Raw genomic sequence first — 17,420 nt, forward strand, 5'->3', positions numbered from 1 at the left:
TCCGGCCGCCTGGTGCTGACCCGGACCGGGCGTGATGGCGCCGGCCCCGACGGACGAGGAATGCGACGACGGGCCGCATGAGCTGAGGAGCCCCAGCGCACCGGCAGTGGCGATGGTGGCGACGGCCAGCCCGGCCGCAGCACGGGATCGCCGAGTTGGTGGGCGAAGGTTCACGTACATGGTGTGCGTTCCTCACTGATCAGGCGGAGACGGGAACTGCGCCGGCTCGGGCGCACGCAACCGCAGGGATGTGGTGGATGGCGCGTTCATGGGCACGCGTCCCTCACGGACCCAGCGAGCGAACCTGGGTGCCGCCCCGTGCCGGCTGCCCGCCCCGATGTGCTCCGCGCTGCGCATCCGCCCTGCCACGCCACGAAGATGAAGGCGGCACGCGGCAGTTCGCCCGAGCAGGCAGCCGCGAGCGACTCGGGGCAGGTCGGCGTCGCCCATACGGGTGATGCGCACACTGGCCGGATGGAGCTCTGCCCCGGTTGCCGCACAGCCGCCGATCACTGTGCGTAGCGCCATCGGCGTGGTGTGTGCTGGACATCGGTCGGGGCTGCAGAGTGGCACCGGCTTCGATGCACGGGGGCAGGGGAGCGGGGCCGGTGGCGAGAGCGCGTGCGTCGCCTGGTGCATTTCGGTCACCCCTGTTCCACCCCTTGCCGCAGGGAAGCGATGAGGTGTTGTGCGTAAGCCGGTTCTTGTTCGCCTCCACGGACGGCATGGCTCCTGCGGTTCGATGGATACGCACCTTTTGTGGGACTTCATGGGATCGCTGCAGTTCAGCCGGTCCCGGACCCGTGCATGCTTGATCATGGCGAGGTCGTAACGCCGCAAGGGCGTACCACCTGCAGCACTCACAGTGCGTGACCGGCACTGAGCTGCTCGTACAGGACAAAGCGGCGTATATGCTTGATGATCGTCTTATGCCCTGGAGTTCCCGAAAGCGTGGTTCAAGGACCGATCCGGATCGCTCCGCGCACCGTGTCTCTGATAGAGGGACCCTCTCGACCGCAGATGAGGAACTGCTGCGCACTCTGTACGCGGAGCACGCAGGAGCCCTGTTCCACTACGTGCTGCGACTGACCTCAGGAGACTGGCAATGGGCAGAGGACGTGGTACAGGAGACACTGCTGCGAGCGTGGCAGCATCCTGCCGCGTTCGACCCCGCACGCGGCCCGGCCCGGGCATGGCTGTGTACGGTCGCTCGACACCTGGTCATCGACGCCCACCGGGCCCGGCAGTCCAGGCCGGCCGAGGCCGGCGGCGATGTGCTGGAGCGAGCCGCCGAGCAGAAGCCGGGCGAGGACGAGATCGAGCAGGCACTGCAGAGCTGGGCGGTTGCCGAAGCCGTCCGGTCACTGTCCCCGGACCACCGCGCCGTCCTGCTGGAGACCTACTACCGGGGCCGGACCATGGCGGAGGCCGCACAGGTGCTGGGCATCCCGCTGGGCACAGTGAAGTCGCGGACGTACTACGCCCTGCACGCCCTGCGGCTGGCGCTGCAGGAACGGGGGATCGAGCCATGACCGTGGCGGGCAGGAGGCGGCGACCATGAGTGCGGAGCACGACGCCCTCCGGCTGACGCTGGGAGGTTACGTCTTGGGCACGCTGCCCTCGGCGGAAATGGAACAGGTGCGCATCCACCTCGCGGCATGCACCGAATGCCGGGCCGAACACGCTCAGCTGGCGGGATTGCCTGGGCTGCTGGCGACGGTGACCGAAGCCGAAGCCTCGGGCCGGACGGTGCCGGCGGCCGAAACGGACCTGACCGACCGACTGATGGTACGGGCAGCCGAAAGCGCGCAGGGCTCCCCGCTGCCCGAACGGCCCGCCGCGCCCGCGGTGTCGAAGATCCCAGAGGGGGGCGCGCTGGAGAGGCTGCTCCAGCAGGCTGCGGCCAGGCGCCGCAGGTCTTGGCGTCTGCAACTGGCCGGCGCTGCAGTCTCGCTGACGTTCATCGCGGCAGCGGCCGGTGGCACATGGCTGGCGGCCATCGGATCCGTGGGCAGTCAGGCGAGGCCGCCCGGGCCGACTGCGCCGACCGTCTGGCGCACCTTCTCCGGGAGCGATGCCACCACCGGCGTCTCCGCCTCGGTGAAGGTCTCGCCCTCTGCCTGGGGCAGTGTCCTGCAGATCTCCGCAGGAGGGGCACCCGCCGGAATCACCTGTCGGCTGCAGGCGGTCGGGCCCGGCGGGGCCAGGACGGACGGTGCTACCTGGCGGGCAGGCGAGTACCCTCCCGGCACCACGATCCCAGGAGCGGTCGCCATGGCTCCGGGAGCCATCGAGCACTTCGAGATCCTCGCTGGCAACGGTCAGAAGCTGGTCACCATCCGAGCGTGAGGCCAGACCATGGCGGTCATGTCACTGGGCGGCCGGTCGCCCAGTGGCATGACGGCAGCAGCAGGGCGCGAGGATTGGTGGCACAGGAGGCCAAGACGACGTCGCCTTCGAAAGGCCGGGCGCTCCGCGGCGAGGGACCCCGATCATTCGACAAGCACCGGGCCGCCTCAAGACCGGTGGACCGAGCTGGAGGGGCGCGCACAGGACGTCCAGCTGATGGTCATGGAAGAGGTTTCTGCCCGTGACACCGGCTGGACTGGCACGCTCGTGATCACCGTAGCCCCTCGATCCCGCCGGACCGCGTGGCTCCGGGATCGGCGGGACCGTCCGACAAGGGCTCGCGGCCGATGAATGTGGCGGCCTCGAAGGCCGACACCGGCACCTGTATGGCCGAGGGGCTGAGCGGCAGCCGGCGCGAGGAGGCGGCTGATGGTCGAGTCGGCCGCCGCCAGCCGGGAAGGATCACCCCCGCCAGGTTGATCAAGGTGAAGGCCATCCGGGTACGCGACCAGCAGGTCGAGGGTCGAGGGGTGGGTTGAAGCAGCCATCCGATCGATCTGTCCGCGGTGGTGCCACACATCGCGGGGCCGGTCAGCTACGGCTGCTGCTTCCCCTGCACGACCTGTCTCGGGCGGCTGTGTCGGTACCGGGGCAGTTCTGCAGCTCGGTCGTGGGGCTCTGGCCTGCTTCCGTCACCCGACCTCCGCAGGGGCCGGTCGGCCATCCCGCGCCGGGCCCCGCGGGTGCCGGCCGCATACACGAGCGGGCACGGCTGTGCGAAAGGGGTGTGGCGGCATACATCTCCGCTTCCGCCGGAGGAGGCGAAAACCGACACCCTGGCCCCTCTCGCGACGCGCCGACGGTTTCCGGGCCCTGGTCACTCTCGCCCCCGCTCCGTCGAACCGGCCCAGTCCGCAGCTGACTTCATGCATGAGCGGGCCGACGGCGCGCGCACGACTCTTCTTTTTCCCGAAGTCCGTACAACCCCGAGAAGAGGATCCATTACGTCTGCACGCGGAGGACCGCGAGCGATCCAGCCGAAATGTAGGCACGTCCGTCCCGGTCTACGGCGCGACGCTTCCACGGGGTCGTCCGGAAGACCACCGGCGAGGGGACCGCACTGCCGGTGCCCAGTCCAGCCGCGCAACAGCGTGCTCTGGACAGAGGCAGCTGAGCCCAGACAGGCGCCGACATCGACATGACTCGCAAGAGTCGGAACAAAAAAGGCAAATGGCTCGAACCATCCGGCATGTGTCGTCCGTGGAACTGATTGAGCGCGCCCACGCAGGATCAGGATCCGGCCTACCGACCACGCCCGAATTGCTTGCGGTCACCCCGCTCCGGTCTCCGCACATCGACAGAAGAGCCAGAAGACCATGTTCGTGACCGATTCCCCCAGCCCGACTTCACTGCTCGGCCGGCCCTGCCGCCGCCATGCACTGCTCACCCTGCCGGCGCAGGAGGCGCACGTCTCCGCCGCTCGTCACTTCGCAGCCGATTTGCTGGAGACCTGGAGTGTGCCCGCAGGTGAGCGGGACTCCGCCATTCTCATCGTCGACGAACTCGCCGCCAACGCTGCCCAGTACGGCCATGAGCGCATGACCCTGCTGCTCGCCCTCGACCACGAAACTCTGCACATCGTGGTCACCGACTCCGGCGCGGCCGTGGAGCGTCATCGCCCCGGCATCGCCTCCGACGAACACGGCCGTGGCACCGGCATCGTCCAGTTCCTTGCCCAGTCGACCGAGATTCGCCAGACACGCAGCGGCCGCGAAGTCCGCGCCTGCCTGAGGTGCTCGCCATGACCGGGCCGGACGCTCCGCACGAGCTGCGCCCCCCTGCCGGGGCCGGCACCTCAGCACAGCGACGGGCCACCGGGGGCGGCCGCGGCGAAGGGCGACCCGACACCCCCGCCGAGTGGTCCTTCGCGACCCACAAGCCGTGTCCCATCGACGGCTGCCCGGGCCCGGCCCAGATGCCCATACGGTCCGCGGCCCACCCATCGGCACTCGACCGCGGCAGCCCCCACCACGACACGGTGCTGTGTCAACGCTGCGGAGCCGGCCCCTGCGTACCGGCGGAGGTGTGAGCGTGGACGTCACCCCGAACAGCGGCAAGGGCATCGACGCCGCGCCCCCGCACGAGGCATATACGCATGCGCCAGCTCTGCGCCGCGAGATGCACCAAGTGCTGGCCCCCGGAGCCGAACGCGCCTGGCTGCTACGCCGGAAGGCCCTCATGGACCGGAGGGCCCTGGACTACCCCGGCCCCGTCGCAGCTGCCGCGGAACCCGCCGAGCAACTCGTCCTCCACGACCGCCGCCATCTCGACCTGGCTGCCGGCCCGCACCACCCCGACACCATCACGCTCGCGTGGCCGACACAGATGAGCCACGCGCATGACCGCCAGTTGTCACAGCCCGCCACCAGCGACAAGGAGCAACAGAACATGGGTGGAAAGCAGAAGACACTCGCCATACTTGCCGGAGCCGCGCTGGCAGCCGGACTCGCCGGCCCGGCCTTCGGGTCCACCACCGCTCACTCGCCGGCCCTGCGCACCGCCGCGACGGGGGCAGGGATGTCGGTCGTGGAGTGGAACCGCGAGCTCGTCACCATCCTCAGCAATCCGAAGGCGCAGCCGTCCACCGTCCAACCCACGCGCAGCTTCGCGCTTCTGCAGGCTGCCGAGTACGACGCGGTGGTATCGATCACCCGGGCCGGTCCCGCCTACGTGTTCTCGGTGACGGCGCCAAGAGGCGCTCGTGCGGACGCCGCAGCGGACCAGGCAGCCCACGATGTGCTGGTCGCCCTCTACCCGGCCAGGCGCGCAGACTTGAACCAGCGGCTGAGCAGCCAATTGTCCGCGATTTCCGGCGGCCCGGGCAAGCAGGCGGGCATTGGTGTGGGAGCGGAGGTCGCCCGCCGGCTGATCACCCTGCGGTCCAACGACGGATCCTCAGCCAAGCCGCCGCGGTTCCGCCCCGGCGACAAGGCCGGGGACTACCGGCCCACCCCTCCCAATTTCCCGACACCGGTGTTCACCGACTGGGGCTCGGTCAAGCCGTTCGTACTGGCCGACGGACGGCAGTTCCGCCCGGCACCGCCGCCGGCCGTGAGCAGCGCCGCCTACGCCACCGCCTTGAACGAGGTCAAGAGCCTGGGGAGCAAGACCAGCACCACCCGCACTCCCGATCAGACGGCAGCCGCGAAGTTCTGGGCGGCGGCACCCGTATGGAACGTCTGGAACCAGATCACGCAGAACCTCGTCACCTCCCAGAACGCGAACCTGGAGAAGGCGGTGAAGGTCTTCGCCCGGCTCGACCTGTCCCTCGCCGACACCGCGATCGCGATGTACGACGCCAAGTACGTCTACCACGTCTGGCGGCCCGTGACGGCCATCCGGCTCGGCGGTACGCACTACAACCCGAGCATCGTCGGGGATCCCAGCTGGACCCCTCTGCTGCCGACCGCACCGGATCCGTCCTATCCGGGCGCTCACGGCGCTCTCAGCCAGGCTGCGGCAACGACGCTCGCCGGACTCTACGGGGCGCGGCATCATTTTGCGGTGACCTCGAAGGGCGTCACTCGAACCTTCACCGGCTTCCAGGACGCCGCCACCGACGCGTGGCTCAGCCGGATCTGGTCCGGCCAGCACACCTCCCTTGACAACCACGCGGGCCAGCAACTCGGCGCCCAGGTGGCCGACTTCGTGGCAGGTCGGCTCTGACCGCACCGCCACGCCACAACCATGCACATGGCATGGTTGGGCCGAGAAGCCAGTGGTCCCGGCGCATCGGGTACCACTGGCTCTGGCCACGCTCAGAGGGCGGCCATCCTCCGCGCCGAGGGCCCGCAGCTGCTGGCCGGCAGGCACGATGTCTTCCCGCAGGAAGTCCTGGCTTCATGTCACCGCGACGCACTGACTGAATGACTGTCGTGGTCGGAACCACCCGGTCGCCCCAGGTCGCTGAGCGCGGGCCCGCCCATGTCACTGTCGGCGGACCTGCAGACGAGCACGTCGGCTCGTCGTCTGGCGAGGCAGAGCAGGGCTTGAGTGTGGCGTTTGCCCTGACTGATCCTCTTGTCGTAGTAGGTCCTATCGCCCGCGGACGTGATCAGCGAAGGCGAGCTCGCCGGCCTCCCAAGACCGCGTGGGCCACGGCCCGGGCTGGACCATGATCAACGATCGGTCCGGCGTGGGTCCGTCGTCGCCATGGCATGAACCCTCAGGATCATCAGTTACACGAGGAACAACCGACAGCATGTCGTTCCTCTCGGCTTGGAGGAGCTTTTCATGGCTGCAGAACTGGACGGATCCACCGCTCTTGTCACCGGCGCTACCGCCGGCATCGGCCGGGCCGTGGCCCTGCGCCTGGCAGCGTTGGGGGCCTCGGTCATCGTCCACGGGCGGGACGAGCAGCGGGGTGCGGAGACCGTCAAAGAGATCGCTGCCGCAGGCGGGAAGGCTCGGTTCGTTGCTGCGGATCTGAGTAGCTCTGAAGATGTCCTGCGTCTTGCCGCTGAAGCAGGCGAGGTGGACGTTCTGATCAACAACGCCGGCATCTACCGGTTCGCCAGTACGCCGGACACCACCGCCGAGATGTTCGACGCTCAGATGGCCGTCAACTCACGCGCGCCGATGCTCCTGGTCGGTGCCCTCGCTCCGGGAATGGCTGAGCGGGGGCGTGGCGTCATCGTGAATGTGAGTACAGCGGCGGCTACCACGCCGGTACGGGAATCGGGCGCTTACGGGGCCTCCAAAGCTGCACTCGAACTTCTCACACGAGTATGGGCTGACGAGTTCGGCGCCCAGGGCGTCCGCGTGAACGCCGTGGCTCCGGGCCCTGTCCATACCCCCGGGACGGAGGAGATGGGAGGTGAAACCCTCCAGGCGATCGGGCGAACCACCGTACTGGGGCGGGTCGCAGACCCTGAAGAAATCGCGGAAGCGGTTCTGTTCCTTGTTTCGTCCCGCGCCAGCTACATCACCGGCGCGGTTCTCGAGGCACGCGGCGGACAGCTCGCGATCGGATGACTTTGGGCTGGGCCGCGATGGATATGCCAAACCCGACGCCCATGCCCACGATGTCTGCCTCGACCCGCAAAGAAGCTGTTTCTGATCCTGGCGTGAGCAGTTGACGCGGTGTAGTTACGGCAGCAGCAGGCGAGACGATGACCGCTTCCCAAAGCATCCGGTGGCCATGCCGGCCACTGTCGGTCTGCATTCTTCGGCATGCGGTCAGGGCCCGTCTGGGCGAGGCTGACGTGGTGGTAGAGCTCTGTGTGATCGTGTACCTGCGGTCGGGTCGGCGCCGGTGATCCCCACGCTCATCCCTTTCGCAGCGCCTCCGTTCCTGGTGCCCGATCGCAGCCTCGTTCCGGCCCACCTGCGCGTTCTCGAACGCCCTTGCCCGCTGGATCCGGTCCCGACGGAGTAGCCGGGCGGGCGCCTGGCGCATTCCGAGCCTAGAAAGAGACAGGGAGCTCAAGGCGATGGAGGGAGAGGCTTGGGATGCGGCTCGTCGTGGACCTCACCCGCTGCCAGGCGTATGCGCAGTGCGTGTTTCTCGCACCGGAGATGTTCGAGCTGCATGGCGAGGAAGCGCTGCTGTACCGCCAGGAAGTCCCGGACGAGCAGCTGGAGCGCGTGCGCCAGGCCGCTGCAGCGTGCCCGGTCCAGGCGATCCTCGTGGGTGAGGCGGTGACCGCCGGTGCCCGGGCCCGGTGACCTTCGGGAGGGCCCCATCGTCATCGTCGGCGCGTCGCTGGCCGGGTTGCGGGCCGCTGAGGCACTGCGCGAGAGGGGCTTCACCGGCTCGCTGACCGTGGTCGGGGACGAGCCCCACCCGCCCTACGACAGACCGCCGCTGTCCAAGCAGGTTTTGCTCGGCATGTCGGCGGCGGACACTACCGGGCTGCCGATGCGCCGCGACCCGGACGCCGACTGGCGCCTCGGAGTGCGTGCCACGGGGCTCGACCCGGTCGGCCGTCAGGTCCTGCTGGCCGACGGTGAGTCCCTGCCCTACGACCGGCTGCTGATCGCCACCGGAACCCGGGCGCGCTCCTGGCCCCAACCGGAGCAGGCCGCCCTGGACGGAGTCTTCACCCTGCGCACTCGTGACGACGCCGGGTGCCTGGCCGAGCGGCTGACGGCCGGACCGCGCCGGGTGCTGGTCATCGGCGCAGGCTTCACCGGCTCGGAGATCGCCTCAGCCTGCCGGGAGCGGGGCATCGAGGTCACAGTCACAGAACGCGGCACCGCACCGCTGGTGGGCGCCCTCGGCGGCACACTGGCGAAGCTCGCAGCCGGCCTGCAGCGGGCCCACGGCGTGGACCTGCGCTGCGGAGTGACAGTCACCGCGCTGTGCGGGAACGCCAGCGGGCGGTTCACCGGAGCTGACCTCTCCGACGGCAGCCACATCGACGCGGACGTGTGCGTCATCGCCATGGGTGCGGTCCGCAACGTCGAGTGGCTGGCGGATTCCGGGCTGGCGGCGGGTCCGCACGGGGTCGCCTGTGACGCGGGGTGCCGCGCTTTCGACATGTACGGAATCGTCACCGACGATGTTTTTGTGGCCGGCGACGTCTCCCGCTTCCCCCACCCGCTCTTCGATTACCAGATGCTCTCCTTGGAGCACTGGGGCAACGCGGTCGCGCAGGCCGAGGTGGCGGCCCACAACATGATCAGTCCCGGGCCGCCGCGGCGCCCCCACCTCGCGGTTCCGGTCTTCTGGTCGAGTCAGTTCGGGGTCAACATCAAGTCCGTGGGCGTCCCCACCTACTCCGACCAGGTGGTCATCGCCCAGGGCTCACTCAGTGAACGCCGTCTGGTGGCGGTCTACGGCTACCGGGGCCGCATCACTGCCGCCGTCACCGTCAACATGGCCAAGTGGCTGGAGTACTACCAGGGCCTGATCGAGATCGCCGCCCCGTTCCCGCCTGCGCCCGGCGCTGCCGACGGCCACCCGCTGGTGACCGAATTCGCGCTCCCCTCCGACGTGCCGGATCCGAAGGGACTGTCCCACGGCCCCACCGTCGCGCTGACCGGTCACCTGCCGGACCGCCGACTGACCGTGGTCCGGCCCACTGGCTGACCCTTCCGTCCTTCCCTGTCACGAGGAGCCCGTCGATGGCTGTCGACACCCTGCTGGAACGGATCACCGACTACGCCAACCGCCCCGACCCCTACCCGCTGTACGCCGAACTCCGCGAGGCGGGCGTGGCGCGGCAGACGGACGGCAGCTACCTGGTCGGCGGGTACTACGACATCGTCGCCCTGTTCCACAACCCACGGCTCAGCTCCGACCGCCGCAACCGCGCCGGCACCTACAGCGGCCTGCCGGCGGAAGAGGAAGAGCCCCACCCTTTCATCCGGCTCGACGACCCCGAACACCACAGGCTGCGCAGCCTGGCCACACGGCCGTTCGGTCCCCCGCACAGTCCGGGCCGGATCGACGCTATGCGAGACGAAATCACCCGGATCACCGACGAACTGATCGAGTCGCTCCAGGGACGTACGCAAGTCGACATCGTCGACGACTTCGCCTACCCCCTGCCTGTCACCGTCATCTGCCGACTCCTCGGTGTACCGCGCGAAGACGAGCCGACCTTTCGGCAGTGGTCCAACGCCATCACCGACTCCGGCGACATCCGGCCCGGCGAAGACCTCACCATGAGCCAACAGGCCGGCAACCAGGCCAGAGCGCAGATGGGCCGCTACCTGGTAGACCTCGCCGAACAGCGCCGCGGCCATCCGGGGGACGACATGCTGTCCGCGTTCGTCAACGACCCCGACCCGGCCGGAGCGCTCACCCGCGAGGAACTGGCGGCCACCGCCGTGCTGCTGCTCGTCGCCGGACACGAGACCACGGTCAATCTGATCACCAACGGCGTACTCACTCTGCTGCGCCAGCCCGGCCAGTTGGAGCGCCTGCGCCGTGAACCCGACCTGCTTCCCGGCACAGTGGAAGAACTGCTGCGCTACGAGCCCCCGGTCCATTTGCTGGACCGCACGCCCCTCACCCACGTCGACGTCGCGGGCACGACCATCCCCAAGGGCGTACCCGTGGTGCTCGCGCTGGCCTCGGCCAACCGTGACCCCAAGCGGTTCCGCGCCCCCGACCGGTTCGACCCCACCCGCCGGGACAACCAGCACCTCGGATTCGGCAGCGGCGTCCACATCTGCTACGGCGCGCCCCTCGCCCGGGTCGAAGCCCAGATCGCCCTGGGAGCACTCCTTCCCCATCTCACCACCGCAACCCTGGTCGAAGACCCTCCCCCCTACCGGCACAGCGCCGTGCTGCGCGGCCCCCGGCACCTTCCCATCGAGCTGGCCCCGTCGCCGTAGACGCAATGAACCGCCTCGCCCCAGGACGTGAAGTAGAGCCGCGCCGGTCGTTCGTTCGGTTGTTCCTCGGCCGGTTCGGAGGCGCCGACGCGCCACAGGGGCAGGGCGCGGCGGAGCGAGCTCGCCGAGTGAGGTTCCGCTGTACGAACGGCAAGCCGATCGACGTGTAACTGACGGTGTTGCTCAGACCGTGTCCTCCATGGCTATGGGCCGCTTTGAGATGAGAGAGCAGATGACCGCGAACGCCGGGGCGCACATGACGTCCACTTCCCCTCATCGGGAGCCGATCCGCGTCGGTGTCGTGGGTCTGAGCGCGAGCGGCGGGTGGGCGGCCGCTGCCCATGTGCCGGCACTGGCCGGGCTCGATGGATACGAGTTGCGGGCGCTGAGCGCCAGCAGCGCCGAATCCGCGCGTGCGGCCGGCGAGAAGTATGCGGTGCCGCTGGCCTACGGCAGCGCGGAGGAGCTGGCCCGCAGTGAGGAAGTCGATCTCGTGGTGGTGACGGTGAAGGTTCCGCATCACCTGGAGCTCATCGGACCCGCGCTGGAAGCGGGGAAGATGGTGTTCAGCGAGTGGCCGCTCGGTGCCGACCTCGCGCAGGCCGAGGAGTTGGCCGGCCTCGCGCATCGCAGGGGTGTGCTCACGGCCGTCGGTCTGCAGGCCCGGTCGGCTCCGCCGCTTCGGTATCTGCGAGACCTGGTCGCCGACGGCTACGTGGGGCGGGTGCTGTCGACCAGCATGCTCGGGTCGGGCTGGATCGGCGGCGCCACCTACGACGACAACTATGCGTACGTGCTGGACGTCACCAGCGGCGCCACGCTGCTGTCGATTCCCTTTGGGCACTCGGTCGACGCGCTGGCCATGGTGCTCGGGGAGTTCCGTGAGGTGTCGGCTCTCATCGAAAACCTGCGCCCGGAGGTCACCCACGTCACGAGCGGGGCGGTCGCGGCCAAGACCGCAGAGGACCAGATCGCCGTCACCGGGGTGCTGGAGTCGGGGGCCGTGGCCGCAATGCACATCCGCGGTGGGACCTCACGCGCCACTGCGTTTCACTGGGAGATCAACGGCACGGACGGCGATCTCGTCGTCAAGGCCGACCAGGCCCAGTGGTGGTATGGGGGACTGCGGCTCAGCGGAGCCCGGGGAGAGGACGGCACGTTGGCCGAGCTACCGGTTCCCGCCCGCTATCAGCGGTCGCTGACGCAATGGACCGAGCGATCCACCGAGCCCGCCTGCAACGTCGCCCACGCGTACGCGCTTCTGCGCGACCAGATCACCGGGAACCTTGCGCCGGATGAGGACGGTGTTCCCGACTTCCGGCACGCCGTCCGGCGACACCGCATGCTGGAGCGGATCCGAGAGGCGGCGCGCGCGGGCCGGAAGGTCACACTCGCAGAGCAAGGCTCGTAGGCCCCGAAGTGAGTCGGATCGGGAGCTCGACCGTTTCGCCCTCGGCGAGAATGTCACGGTTCCGGTGTTCCCCGCGGCTACCAGACGTACCACGGCGCCGTCGAGAGCAGGCCCTACCAGGGCAATGTCCAGGTCATCACGTTCACCGGCTCAGAGGAATCCGACCTTCTCCATGCCGCCGGTTCGTGGATGGCCGACCATCTCGACGCCTTGCTCACCGGCATCAACTGGGTCGGCTGACTTGTCTCGGCGATCCCCTCACGGTGCTCATCTTTCGTTTCCGTTGCTCTGCATCATTTCTATCCGGAAGCCTCCAACTGAGCCAGCAAGAGCATTTCTGAACGCGAATGAAGGACATGGATCTCCCAACATGGAGAGAGTGCGCCATCTATTGAATGACGGACAGTCGGATCGCCGCCGCGATGCTGGCCGCCCCGCGTGCCTCCTGGCGCACGGTCGGCCGGGTCCTGGGCATCTCGGAGCGCACCGTCGTACGCCGGGCTGCACCACTGTTCGGCGACGGGACGCTGCGGGCCACGGCCGGACACACCCACCGCTCCCACGCGCTCCACTGTCCTGCCCCTCGACTGTCCTGCCCCCCGACCAGCAGCTGATCGCCGCGCCGGTCGAAGACGGACGAGCCTCCTATTCGCCTCCGCCACCACCGGCCCGGCCAACCTCCTCGCGGCCGTCGCCGCAGCCGACCTCAACGCGCTCTACCACTTCATGAGCGACATCATCGGCGCCCTCACACACATCTCCACCATCGAGGTCACCCCCATCCTTTCGGGGGTCAAAAGGACCGGTCTGGTCCGACCCGGCAGCCTGTGAGGCGATCGTGCGTCCTGCTCGCCGACCTCGGCATCCCGGCCACCGCATGATCCGGATCAGGCGCTGATCAGCGAGGGCGGGGTGATTGGTTTCGTCCTGGACAGGGCTTGTTCTTGTCCGTTGTCCGCAGCCGAACGGACGTGAGGTCCTGCCTACCCGGAACCTGTGATCGGCTCAGAGGCTGCCCGGGCGGACCAGGCCGGTCCTCTTCACCCCGGTCAGGATGGGGGTGACCTCAAGGGTGGTGATGTGTTCGAGGGAGCCGATGGTCTCGCTCAGGAAGTGGTAGAGCGCGTCGAGGTCGGTTGCCGCGACGGCCACAAGGAGGTTGGCCGGGCCGGTGGTGGCGGAGGCGAAGCGGACTTGTGGGTGGCGGCTGAGCTGCTGGCCCGTCTCCTCCAGTCCGCCAGGTGCAACGGTGATCCACAGCAGGGCTTCGGTCCGGACACCCAGACGGGCGAGATCGACTTCGGTCGCGAGTCTGAGTACCTGGCCGTTGACCAGTGCCTCTACCCGGCGGCGAGCGGTCAGGGCGGTGGTGTTGGCGCGGCGCGCGAGGTCGGTGTAGGGGGCTCGGCCGTCCTCGATCAGTGCGGTGATCAGCTGGTGGTCGAGGGGCTGGAGGACGGGGCGGGTAGGTGCCGCGGACAGGTCGGGCCGCAGGCTGGTCAGTTCGGTCTGTGTCAGCAGGCCGCCGCTCCAGTCGAAGGCGGCCGGGAAGACTCGGAGCAGGACGTGCGAGGTCCAGGACTGGACCGCGGGGGTGGCGGGCAGGTCGCGCAGCAGCAGGTTGTTGCGGGCGTCCGGTCCGTCCAGGAACAGGACGGTGCAGATCTCGTCGCCACCGCCGAGGACGTCGACCCAGATGGTGTCGGGACGGCGGGCGAGGGTGGCGGCGATGGCGCTGATCCGGTTGGGCCGGCAGCGGATGCGCAGGGCCAGCGGAATCAGCTCGGGGAAGTGCACGGGGTTGCGTACGGCCGTGGCCCGCAGCGTCCCGTCGCCGAACAGTGGTGCAGCCCGGCGTACGACAGTGCGCTCCGAGATGCCCAGGACACGGCCGACCGTGCGCCACGAGGCACGCGGAGCGGCCAGCATCGCGGCGGCGATCCGACTGTCCGTTTCATTCAACAAATGGCGCACTCTCTCCATAGACCAAGATCTTATGTCCTTTTTCATCGATCCAGATGGTCATTTCTGGCTCAGATTCTCACCTCGGCTTAGAAACGTCTCAGAGCAACCGAGACGAGAGAGCAGGTGAGCACGATGACCGGCATCGAGCACACGGTGGTGGACACCGACCGGGGCAAGGTCAGGGGAGTTGCGGAGGGCGAGGCGGTCTCCTTCCGGGGAATCCCTTACGCCGCGTCGCCGGTCGGCGAGCTGCGGTTCGCGCCGCCGCAGCCGCACCCGGGCTGGACGGACGTGCGGGACGCGGCCAAGGCCGGCCCCTCCGTTCCGCAGGCGGCCTCCCGGCTGGAGAAGGTGCAGGGGCAGCGCGTGCCGGACTGGAACGAGGACGGCAGCCTGACCGTCAACGTCTTCACTCCACGCCGGGCGCCGGCGGACAGTGCGGCCCGACCCGTCCTGCTCTGGTGGCACGGCGGCGGCTTCACCAGCGGCTCCGGCGGCTGGGACTGGTACGACGGCGGCCGCCTCGCCGCGCTGGGCGACATCGTGGTCGTCACCGCCAACTACCGGGTGGGACCGCTGGGTTACCTCTACCTGCCGCAGATCGGCGCAGCCAACCTCGGCCCCCAGGACCAGGCCGCCGTGCTGCGCTGGGTGCAGAACAACATCGCCTCCTTCGGCGGCGACCCGCGCACGGTCACCGTCGGCGGGCAGTCCGCCGGAGCGTACTCGGCCCTGTCGCTCGCGCTCGACCCCGAGACGAACGGATCCATCACCCGGGTGCTGCTGCAGAGCGGCCCCTTCGGCCTGAACCCACAGGATCCGCATCAGGCCGCCGAGAACGCCGACGCCTACCTGCGCCTGCTGGACGTCCCAGTCGGCACTGATGCCGCGAAGGCCCTGCGTGCCCTGCCGGCCGAGCAGCTGCTGGACGCCTACGGCCGCCTCTCCGTCCAGCTCGCGGCTCCGGGTAACGCGGCTCCGCCGATGTACCCGGTCCTCGGTGCCCCCGGCATGCCCCGCGCCCGGCAACAGGCGCTCAATGACGGCGCTTTGGAGGGCAAGACCCTGCTGATCGGCACCACCCGCGACGAAGCGACGGCCTTCTTCGCCTTCGACCCCCGCATCCAGAACCTCACCACCGAAACCGCCCTGGACGTCCTCACCGCCCAGGTCGGCCGACAGGCCGCCCTGGACGTCTACCAGCAGCACGCTGCCCGCCTCCCGCAGGCGACACCGGCGCAGATCTTCACCTCGGTGCAGACCGACGGCCTCTTCCGCGACGGCTCGCTGGAGATCGCCGACCATCACGCGGCCGGCGGCAACACCACCTACGTTTACCAGTTCGACTACGCCCCCGCCGAGGACCCGTACGCCCTGGGCGCCACCCACTGCGCCGAACTGCCCTTCCTCTTCAACACCTTCGACGCCTACCCCGGCAGCCCCGTCCTCACCGGCGCCGGCGACGCCCAGCGCACCCTGAGCCTCGAATTCGCAACCGCCGTCGCCGAATTCGTCACCACTGGAACGACCAGCAACTGGCTGCCCTACGCGCCCGCGACCGCAGCCCGCATCCGCCACTTCGGCTGAGAGAGGAGACCGTCGTGAAGCACATCCTCCGCACGCCGACCATGCCTCACTGGGCCGAGTTCCTCACCTTGCTGGTCACCATCTACTCCTCGGATCGGCTGTACTCCCTGACCATCGCCGACCGTTTCGCGAACTGGAACCAGTGGGTAGGCCCATTCCCCTTCACCCTGGCCTCCATCGCGCTCCTCGTCTTCTTCGTGATGCCGGGCGCCGGCAGGCTCTGGAAGATCCTGTACGCGAAGGCCCTGCACACGGCCGCCGCCCACTGAACCCCGCCGATGGCCGGCGTCCCGCACCCGTGGGGCGCCGGCCATCGCATCTTCACAGCGGTGAGAACCCAGGCGTCTATCTGTGACTTGGGGTGCGGTCAGCGGGTTCGCCTCGGGGCTGCTCCTGCTCCAGGACCGCCGTCGCGGGGTCGACCTCGACGCGCTGATCCTGGAGGCCAGCACCATCGTGTACTTCGTGTTGGTCGGCGCCGTCGCCGTCGCACGGCCGCACTCGTCCCTGTCGCACCACACCGACGTCCTCTCCTTCGCCTGGCTGGCCGCCACGGCCTGGGGGACGCTGGCGATCCGCCGCCCCTTCACGCTGGGCATCGCCAGCTGCGCGATGCCGGTCAGGTTGCCCTGGGGGCGAGGACCTCACGCCGGTCAGATCCGTCGAGGCGGGCCGTGTAGTCGCTGTCGCCCAGCGCAGGTGCAGTAGGAACGTCCGAAGAAGGGCCGCTCGGGCGCATGCGTTGCGGTGGGCGTTCGTGCACTGGCCGATGGTGGCTCCGTTGCTTGAGCGTCGGTGCAGGAGGACGGAGCCCTTGGCGTCAGCCACGTTGTGTCTTGGGGATTCAACTTGCGGACGGTGATGGGGACAGTTCCAGGGGAAGGTGCCGGGGGCCGCGCAGGGTGGCGCGGACGCCCAGGAATCTGGAAGCGGCCCTACCGGCCCGGTTGCAATTCCCTCTGTTCCGCAGGTCAGGCGTTGGGATCGAAGGGGATGCCCGAGGGCATGGAGTGTGCCAGCGCGTAGGCGAAGTCGCCGTCCTTGATCTTGATGGTGGCCGCGCCGAAGTCGGCGCTCATCAGCTTGTCCCGGAAGCCGGCTGGGTAGCCGTTCCAGCCCACCAGGCGCGGGTAGAACCAGCCGCCGGTCACGTTCTCCGGAGGCTCGTCGTTGCTGTTGGCGAAGCGGAAGTCGTGGGTGGAGAGGCCGTCCTTGTGGTAGACGATCTTCGGGTGGGTGCCGTCGAAGCGGACCGAGGAGCGGGCGGCCACCTGGTAGCTGGTGTGCTGGGACACCGAGACGTACTGGACCTCGTTGTTGTTGATCCACACCACGACGTGCTCCCAGTCGTGGGTATGCCCGATGGCGGCCGGGCCGTAGGTCGCCTGGTCCTTCTCGAAGTAGCTGGCGTACATGACGGCACACCAGCCGTTGTTGCACTTCTCGCGTGAGTAGGTGTTGGCGTTGGCGAGTTGGGCGTAGTCGTGGCAGTGCCCGTTGACGTCACCGCCGAGTTTCAGCCCGGGATTGATGGTGCCGTCGGCGCCGATGGCGGCGGTGGCGTAGCAGCCGTCGCCGTCGTAGTCGTAGGCGGGGGAGAAGGTCTGTTCCAGGCCGTCGGCGTTCTGCGGCAGCAACTGCAGGACGTTCGCGTGGGCGCTCGCCGGAACGGCCACGACGAGCGTCATCGCACCGAGTGCTGCGAGCAGGCCCTTGGCAAGGGACTTCACGTTGGGCATTACGGCTCCTTGTCGGGGCGGCT

General features: G+C 68.9%; 17 protein-coding genes and 1 pseudogene. 15 read left to right on the forward strand and 3 right to left on the reverse strand.

The window, feature by feature from the left end; genetic code table 11:
* The first annotated feature begins 929 nt into the window (after positions 1-929).
* From LMU33_RS29415 to LMU33_RS41500, 5 genes are all read left to right on the forward strand, one after another.
* Positions 930-1,532: a sigma-70 family RNA polymerase sigma factor gene (locus LMU33_RS29415; protein WP_228623661.1), complete on the forward strand. Its 603-nt coding sequence runs from the start codon at positions 930-932 to the stop codon at positions 1,530-1,532.
* A 25-nt stretch (positions 1,533-1,557) separates the two neighbouring features.
* A complete protein-coding gene (locus LMU33_RS29420; RefSeq protein ID WP_228623662.1) occupies positions 1,558-2,349 on the forward strand; it encodes an anti-sigma factor in 792 nt (263 codons plus the stop codon).
* A gap of 347 nt (positions 2,350-2,696) precedes the next feature.
* Positions 2,697-2,888, forward strand: a complete 192-nt coding sequence (locus tag LMU33_RS29425; RefSeq protein ID WP_228623663.1) for a hypothetical protein — start codon at positions 2,697-2,699, stop codon at positions 2,886-2,888.
* An 843-nt stretch (positions 2,889-3,731) separates the two neighbouring features.
* Complete coding sequence (locus LMU33_RS29430) at positions 3,732-4,154, forward strand: ATP-binding protein (protein WP_228623664.1); 423 nt, start codon at positions 3,732-3,734, stop codon at positions 4,152-4,154.
* Between the two features lie 286 nt (positions 4,155-4,440).
* Positions 4,441-6,075 carry a vanadium-dependent haloperoxidase gene (locus tag LMU33_RS41500; RefSeq protein WP_228623665.1) on the forward strand — a complete coding sequence of 545 codons (1,635 nt, stop codon included), beginning with the start codon at positions 4,441-4,443 and terminating at the stop codon, positions 6,073-6,075.
* Between the two features lie 179 nt (positions 6,076-6,254).
* Here the strand turns inward: LMU33_RS41500 and LMU33_RS42245 are convergent.
* Positions 6,255-6,494: pseudogene (locus LMU33_RS42245) on the reverse strand (hypothetical protein); the annotation flags it as partial.
* A 148-nt stretch (positions 6,495-6,642) separates the two neighbouring features.
* Here LMU33_RS42245 and LMU33_RS29445 point away from each other — a divergent pair.
* The 7 genes from LMU33_RS29445 (at position 6,643) to LMU33_RS42325 (ending at position 12,937) form a co-directional block, all read left to right on the forward strand.
* The gene (locus tag LMU33_RS29445; protein WP_228623666.1) at positions 6,643-7,383 is read left to right on the forward strand and encodes an SDR family NAD(P)-dependent oxidoreductase; all 741 of its coding nucleotides are present in this window, start codon (positions 6,643-6,645) and stop codon (positions 7,381-7,383) included.
* A 477-nt stretch (positions 7,384-7,860) separates the two neighbouring features.
* Positions 7,861-8,076, forward strand: a complete 216-nt coding sequence (locus LMU33_RS29450) for a ferredoxin (RefSeq protein WP_228623667.1) — start codon at positions 7,861-7,863, stop codon at positions 8,074-8,076.
* Positions 8,060-9,442, forward strand: a complete 1,383-nt coding sequence (locus LMU33_RS29455) for an NAD(P)/FAD-dependent oxidoreductase (protein WP_228623668.1) — start codon at positions 8,060-8,062, stop codon at positions 9,440-9,442. The genes LMU33_RS29450 and LMU33_RS29455 overlap by 17 nt, the downstream gene beginning before the upstream one ends.
* Positions 9,443-9,477: 35 nt before the next feature.
* Positions 9,478-10,695 carry a cytochrome P450 gene (locus LMU33_RS29460; protein WP_228623669.1) on the forward strand — a complete coding sequence of 406 codons (1,218 nt, stop codon included), beginning with the start codon at positions 9,478-9,480 and terminating at the stop codon, positions 10,693-10,695.
* Positions 10,696-10,927: 232 nt separating this feature from the next.
* Positions 10,928-12,106 carry a Gfo/Idh/MocA family oxidoreductase gene (locus LMU33_RS29465; RefSeq protein WP_228623670.1) on the forward strand — a complete coding sequence of 393 codons (1,179 nt, stop codon included), beginning with the start codon at positions 10,928-10,930 and terminating at the stop codon, positions 12,104-12,106.
* Positions 12,107-12,501: 395 nt separating this feature from the next.
* A complete protein-coding gene (locus tag LMU33_RS29470; RefSeq protein WP_228623848.1) occupies positions 12,502-12,720 on the forward strand; it encodes a hypothetical protein in 219 nt (72 codons plus the stop codon).
* Positions 12,683-12,937 carry an Lrp/AsnC ligand binding domain-containing protein gene (locus LMU33_RS42325; RefSeq protein WP_228623827.1) on the forward strand — a complete coding sequence of 85 codons (255 nt, stop codon included), beginning with the start codon at positions 12,683-12,685 and terminating at the stop codon, positions 12,935-12,937. The genes LMU33_RS29470 and LMU33_RS42325 overlap by 38 nt, the downstream gene beginning before the upstream one ends.
* A 174-nt stretch (positions 12,938-13,111) precedes the next feature.
* Here the strand turns inward: LMU33_RS42325 and LMU33_RS29480 are convergent, their stop codons facing one another.
* A complete protein-coding gene (locus tag LMU33_RS29480) occupies positions 13,112-14,080 on the reverse strand; it encodes an Lrp/AsnC ligand binding domain-containing protein (protein ID WP_308280823.1) in 969 nt (322 codons plus the stop codon).
* 123 nt (positions 14,081-14,203) lie between these two features.
* Here LMU33_RS29480 and LMU33_RS29485 point away from each other — a divergent pair, with 123 nt between their 5' ends.
* The 3 genes from LMU33_RS29485 to LMU33_RS29495 all read left to right on the forward strand — a co-directional run bounded on the left by LMU33_RS29485 (position 14,204) and on the right by LMU33_RS29495 (position 16,366).
* Complete coding sequence (locus LMU33_RS29485; protein ID WP_228623828.1) at positions 14,204-15,658, forward strand: carboxylesterase/lipase family protein; 1,455 nt, start codon at positions 14,204-14,206, stop codon at positions 15,656-15,658.
* A 14-nt stretch (positions 15,659-15,672) separates the two neighbouring features.
* Positions 15,673-15,927, forward strand: a complete 255-nt coding sequence (locus LMU33_RS29490) for a hypothetical protein (protein ID WP_228623672.1) — start codon at positions 15,673-15,675, stop codon at positions 15,925-15,927.
* 82 nt (positions 15,928-16,009) lie between these two features.
* A complete protein-coding gene (locus LMU33_RS29495; protein WP_228623673.1) occupies positions 16,010-16,366 on the forward strand; it encodes a hypothetical protein in 357 nt (118 codons plus the stop codon).
* A 263-nt stretch (positions 16,367-16,629) separates the two neighbouring features.
* Here LMU33_RS29495 and LMU33_RS29500 read toward each other — a convergent pair whose 3' ends face one another.
* Positions 16,630-17,397, reverse strand: coding sequence for an NPP1 family protein (locus LMU33_RS29500; RefSeq protein ID WP_228623674.1), 768 nt, complete (start codon positions 17,395-17,397; stop codon positions 16,630-16,632).
* Positions 17,398-17,420 lie beyond the last annotated feature (23 nt).

This window comes from Streptomyces barringtoniae, from assembly GCF_020819595.1.
GTDB classification, from domain to species: domain Bacteria; phylum Actinomycetota; class Actinomycetes; order Streptomycetales; family Streptomycetaceae; genus Streptomyces; species Streptomyces barringtoniae.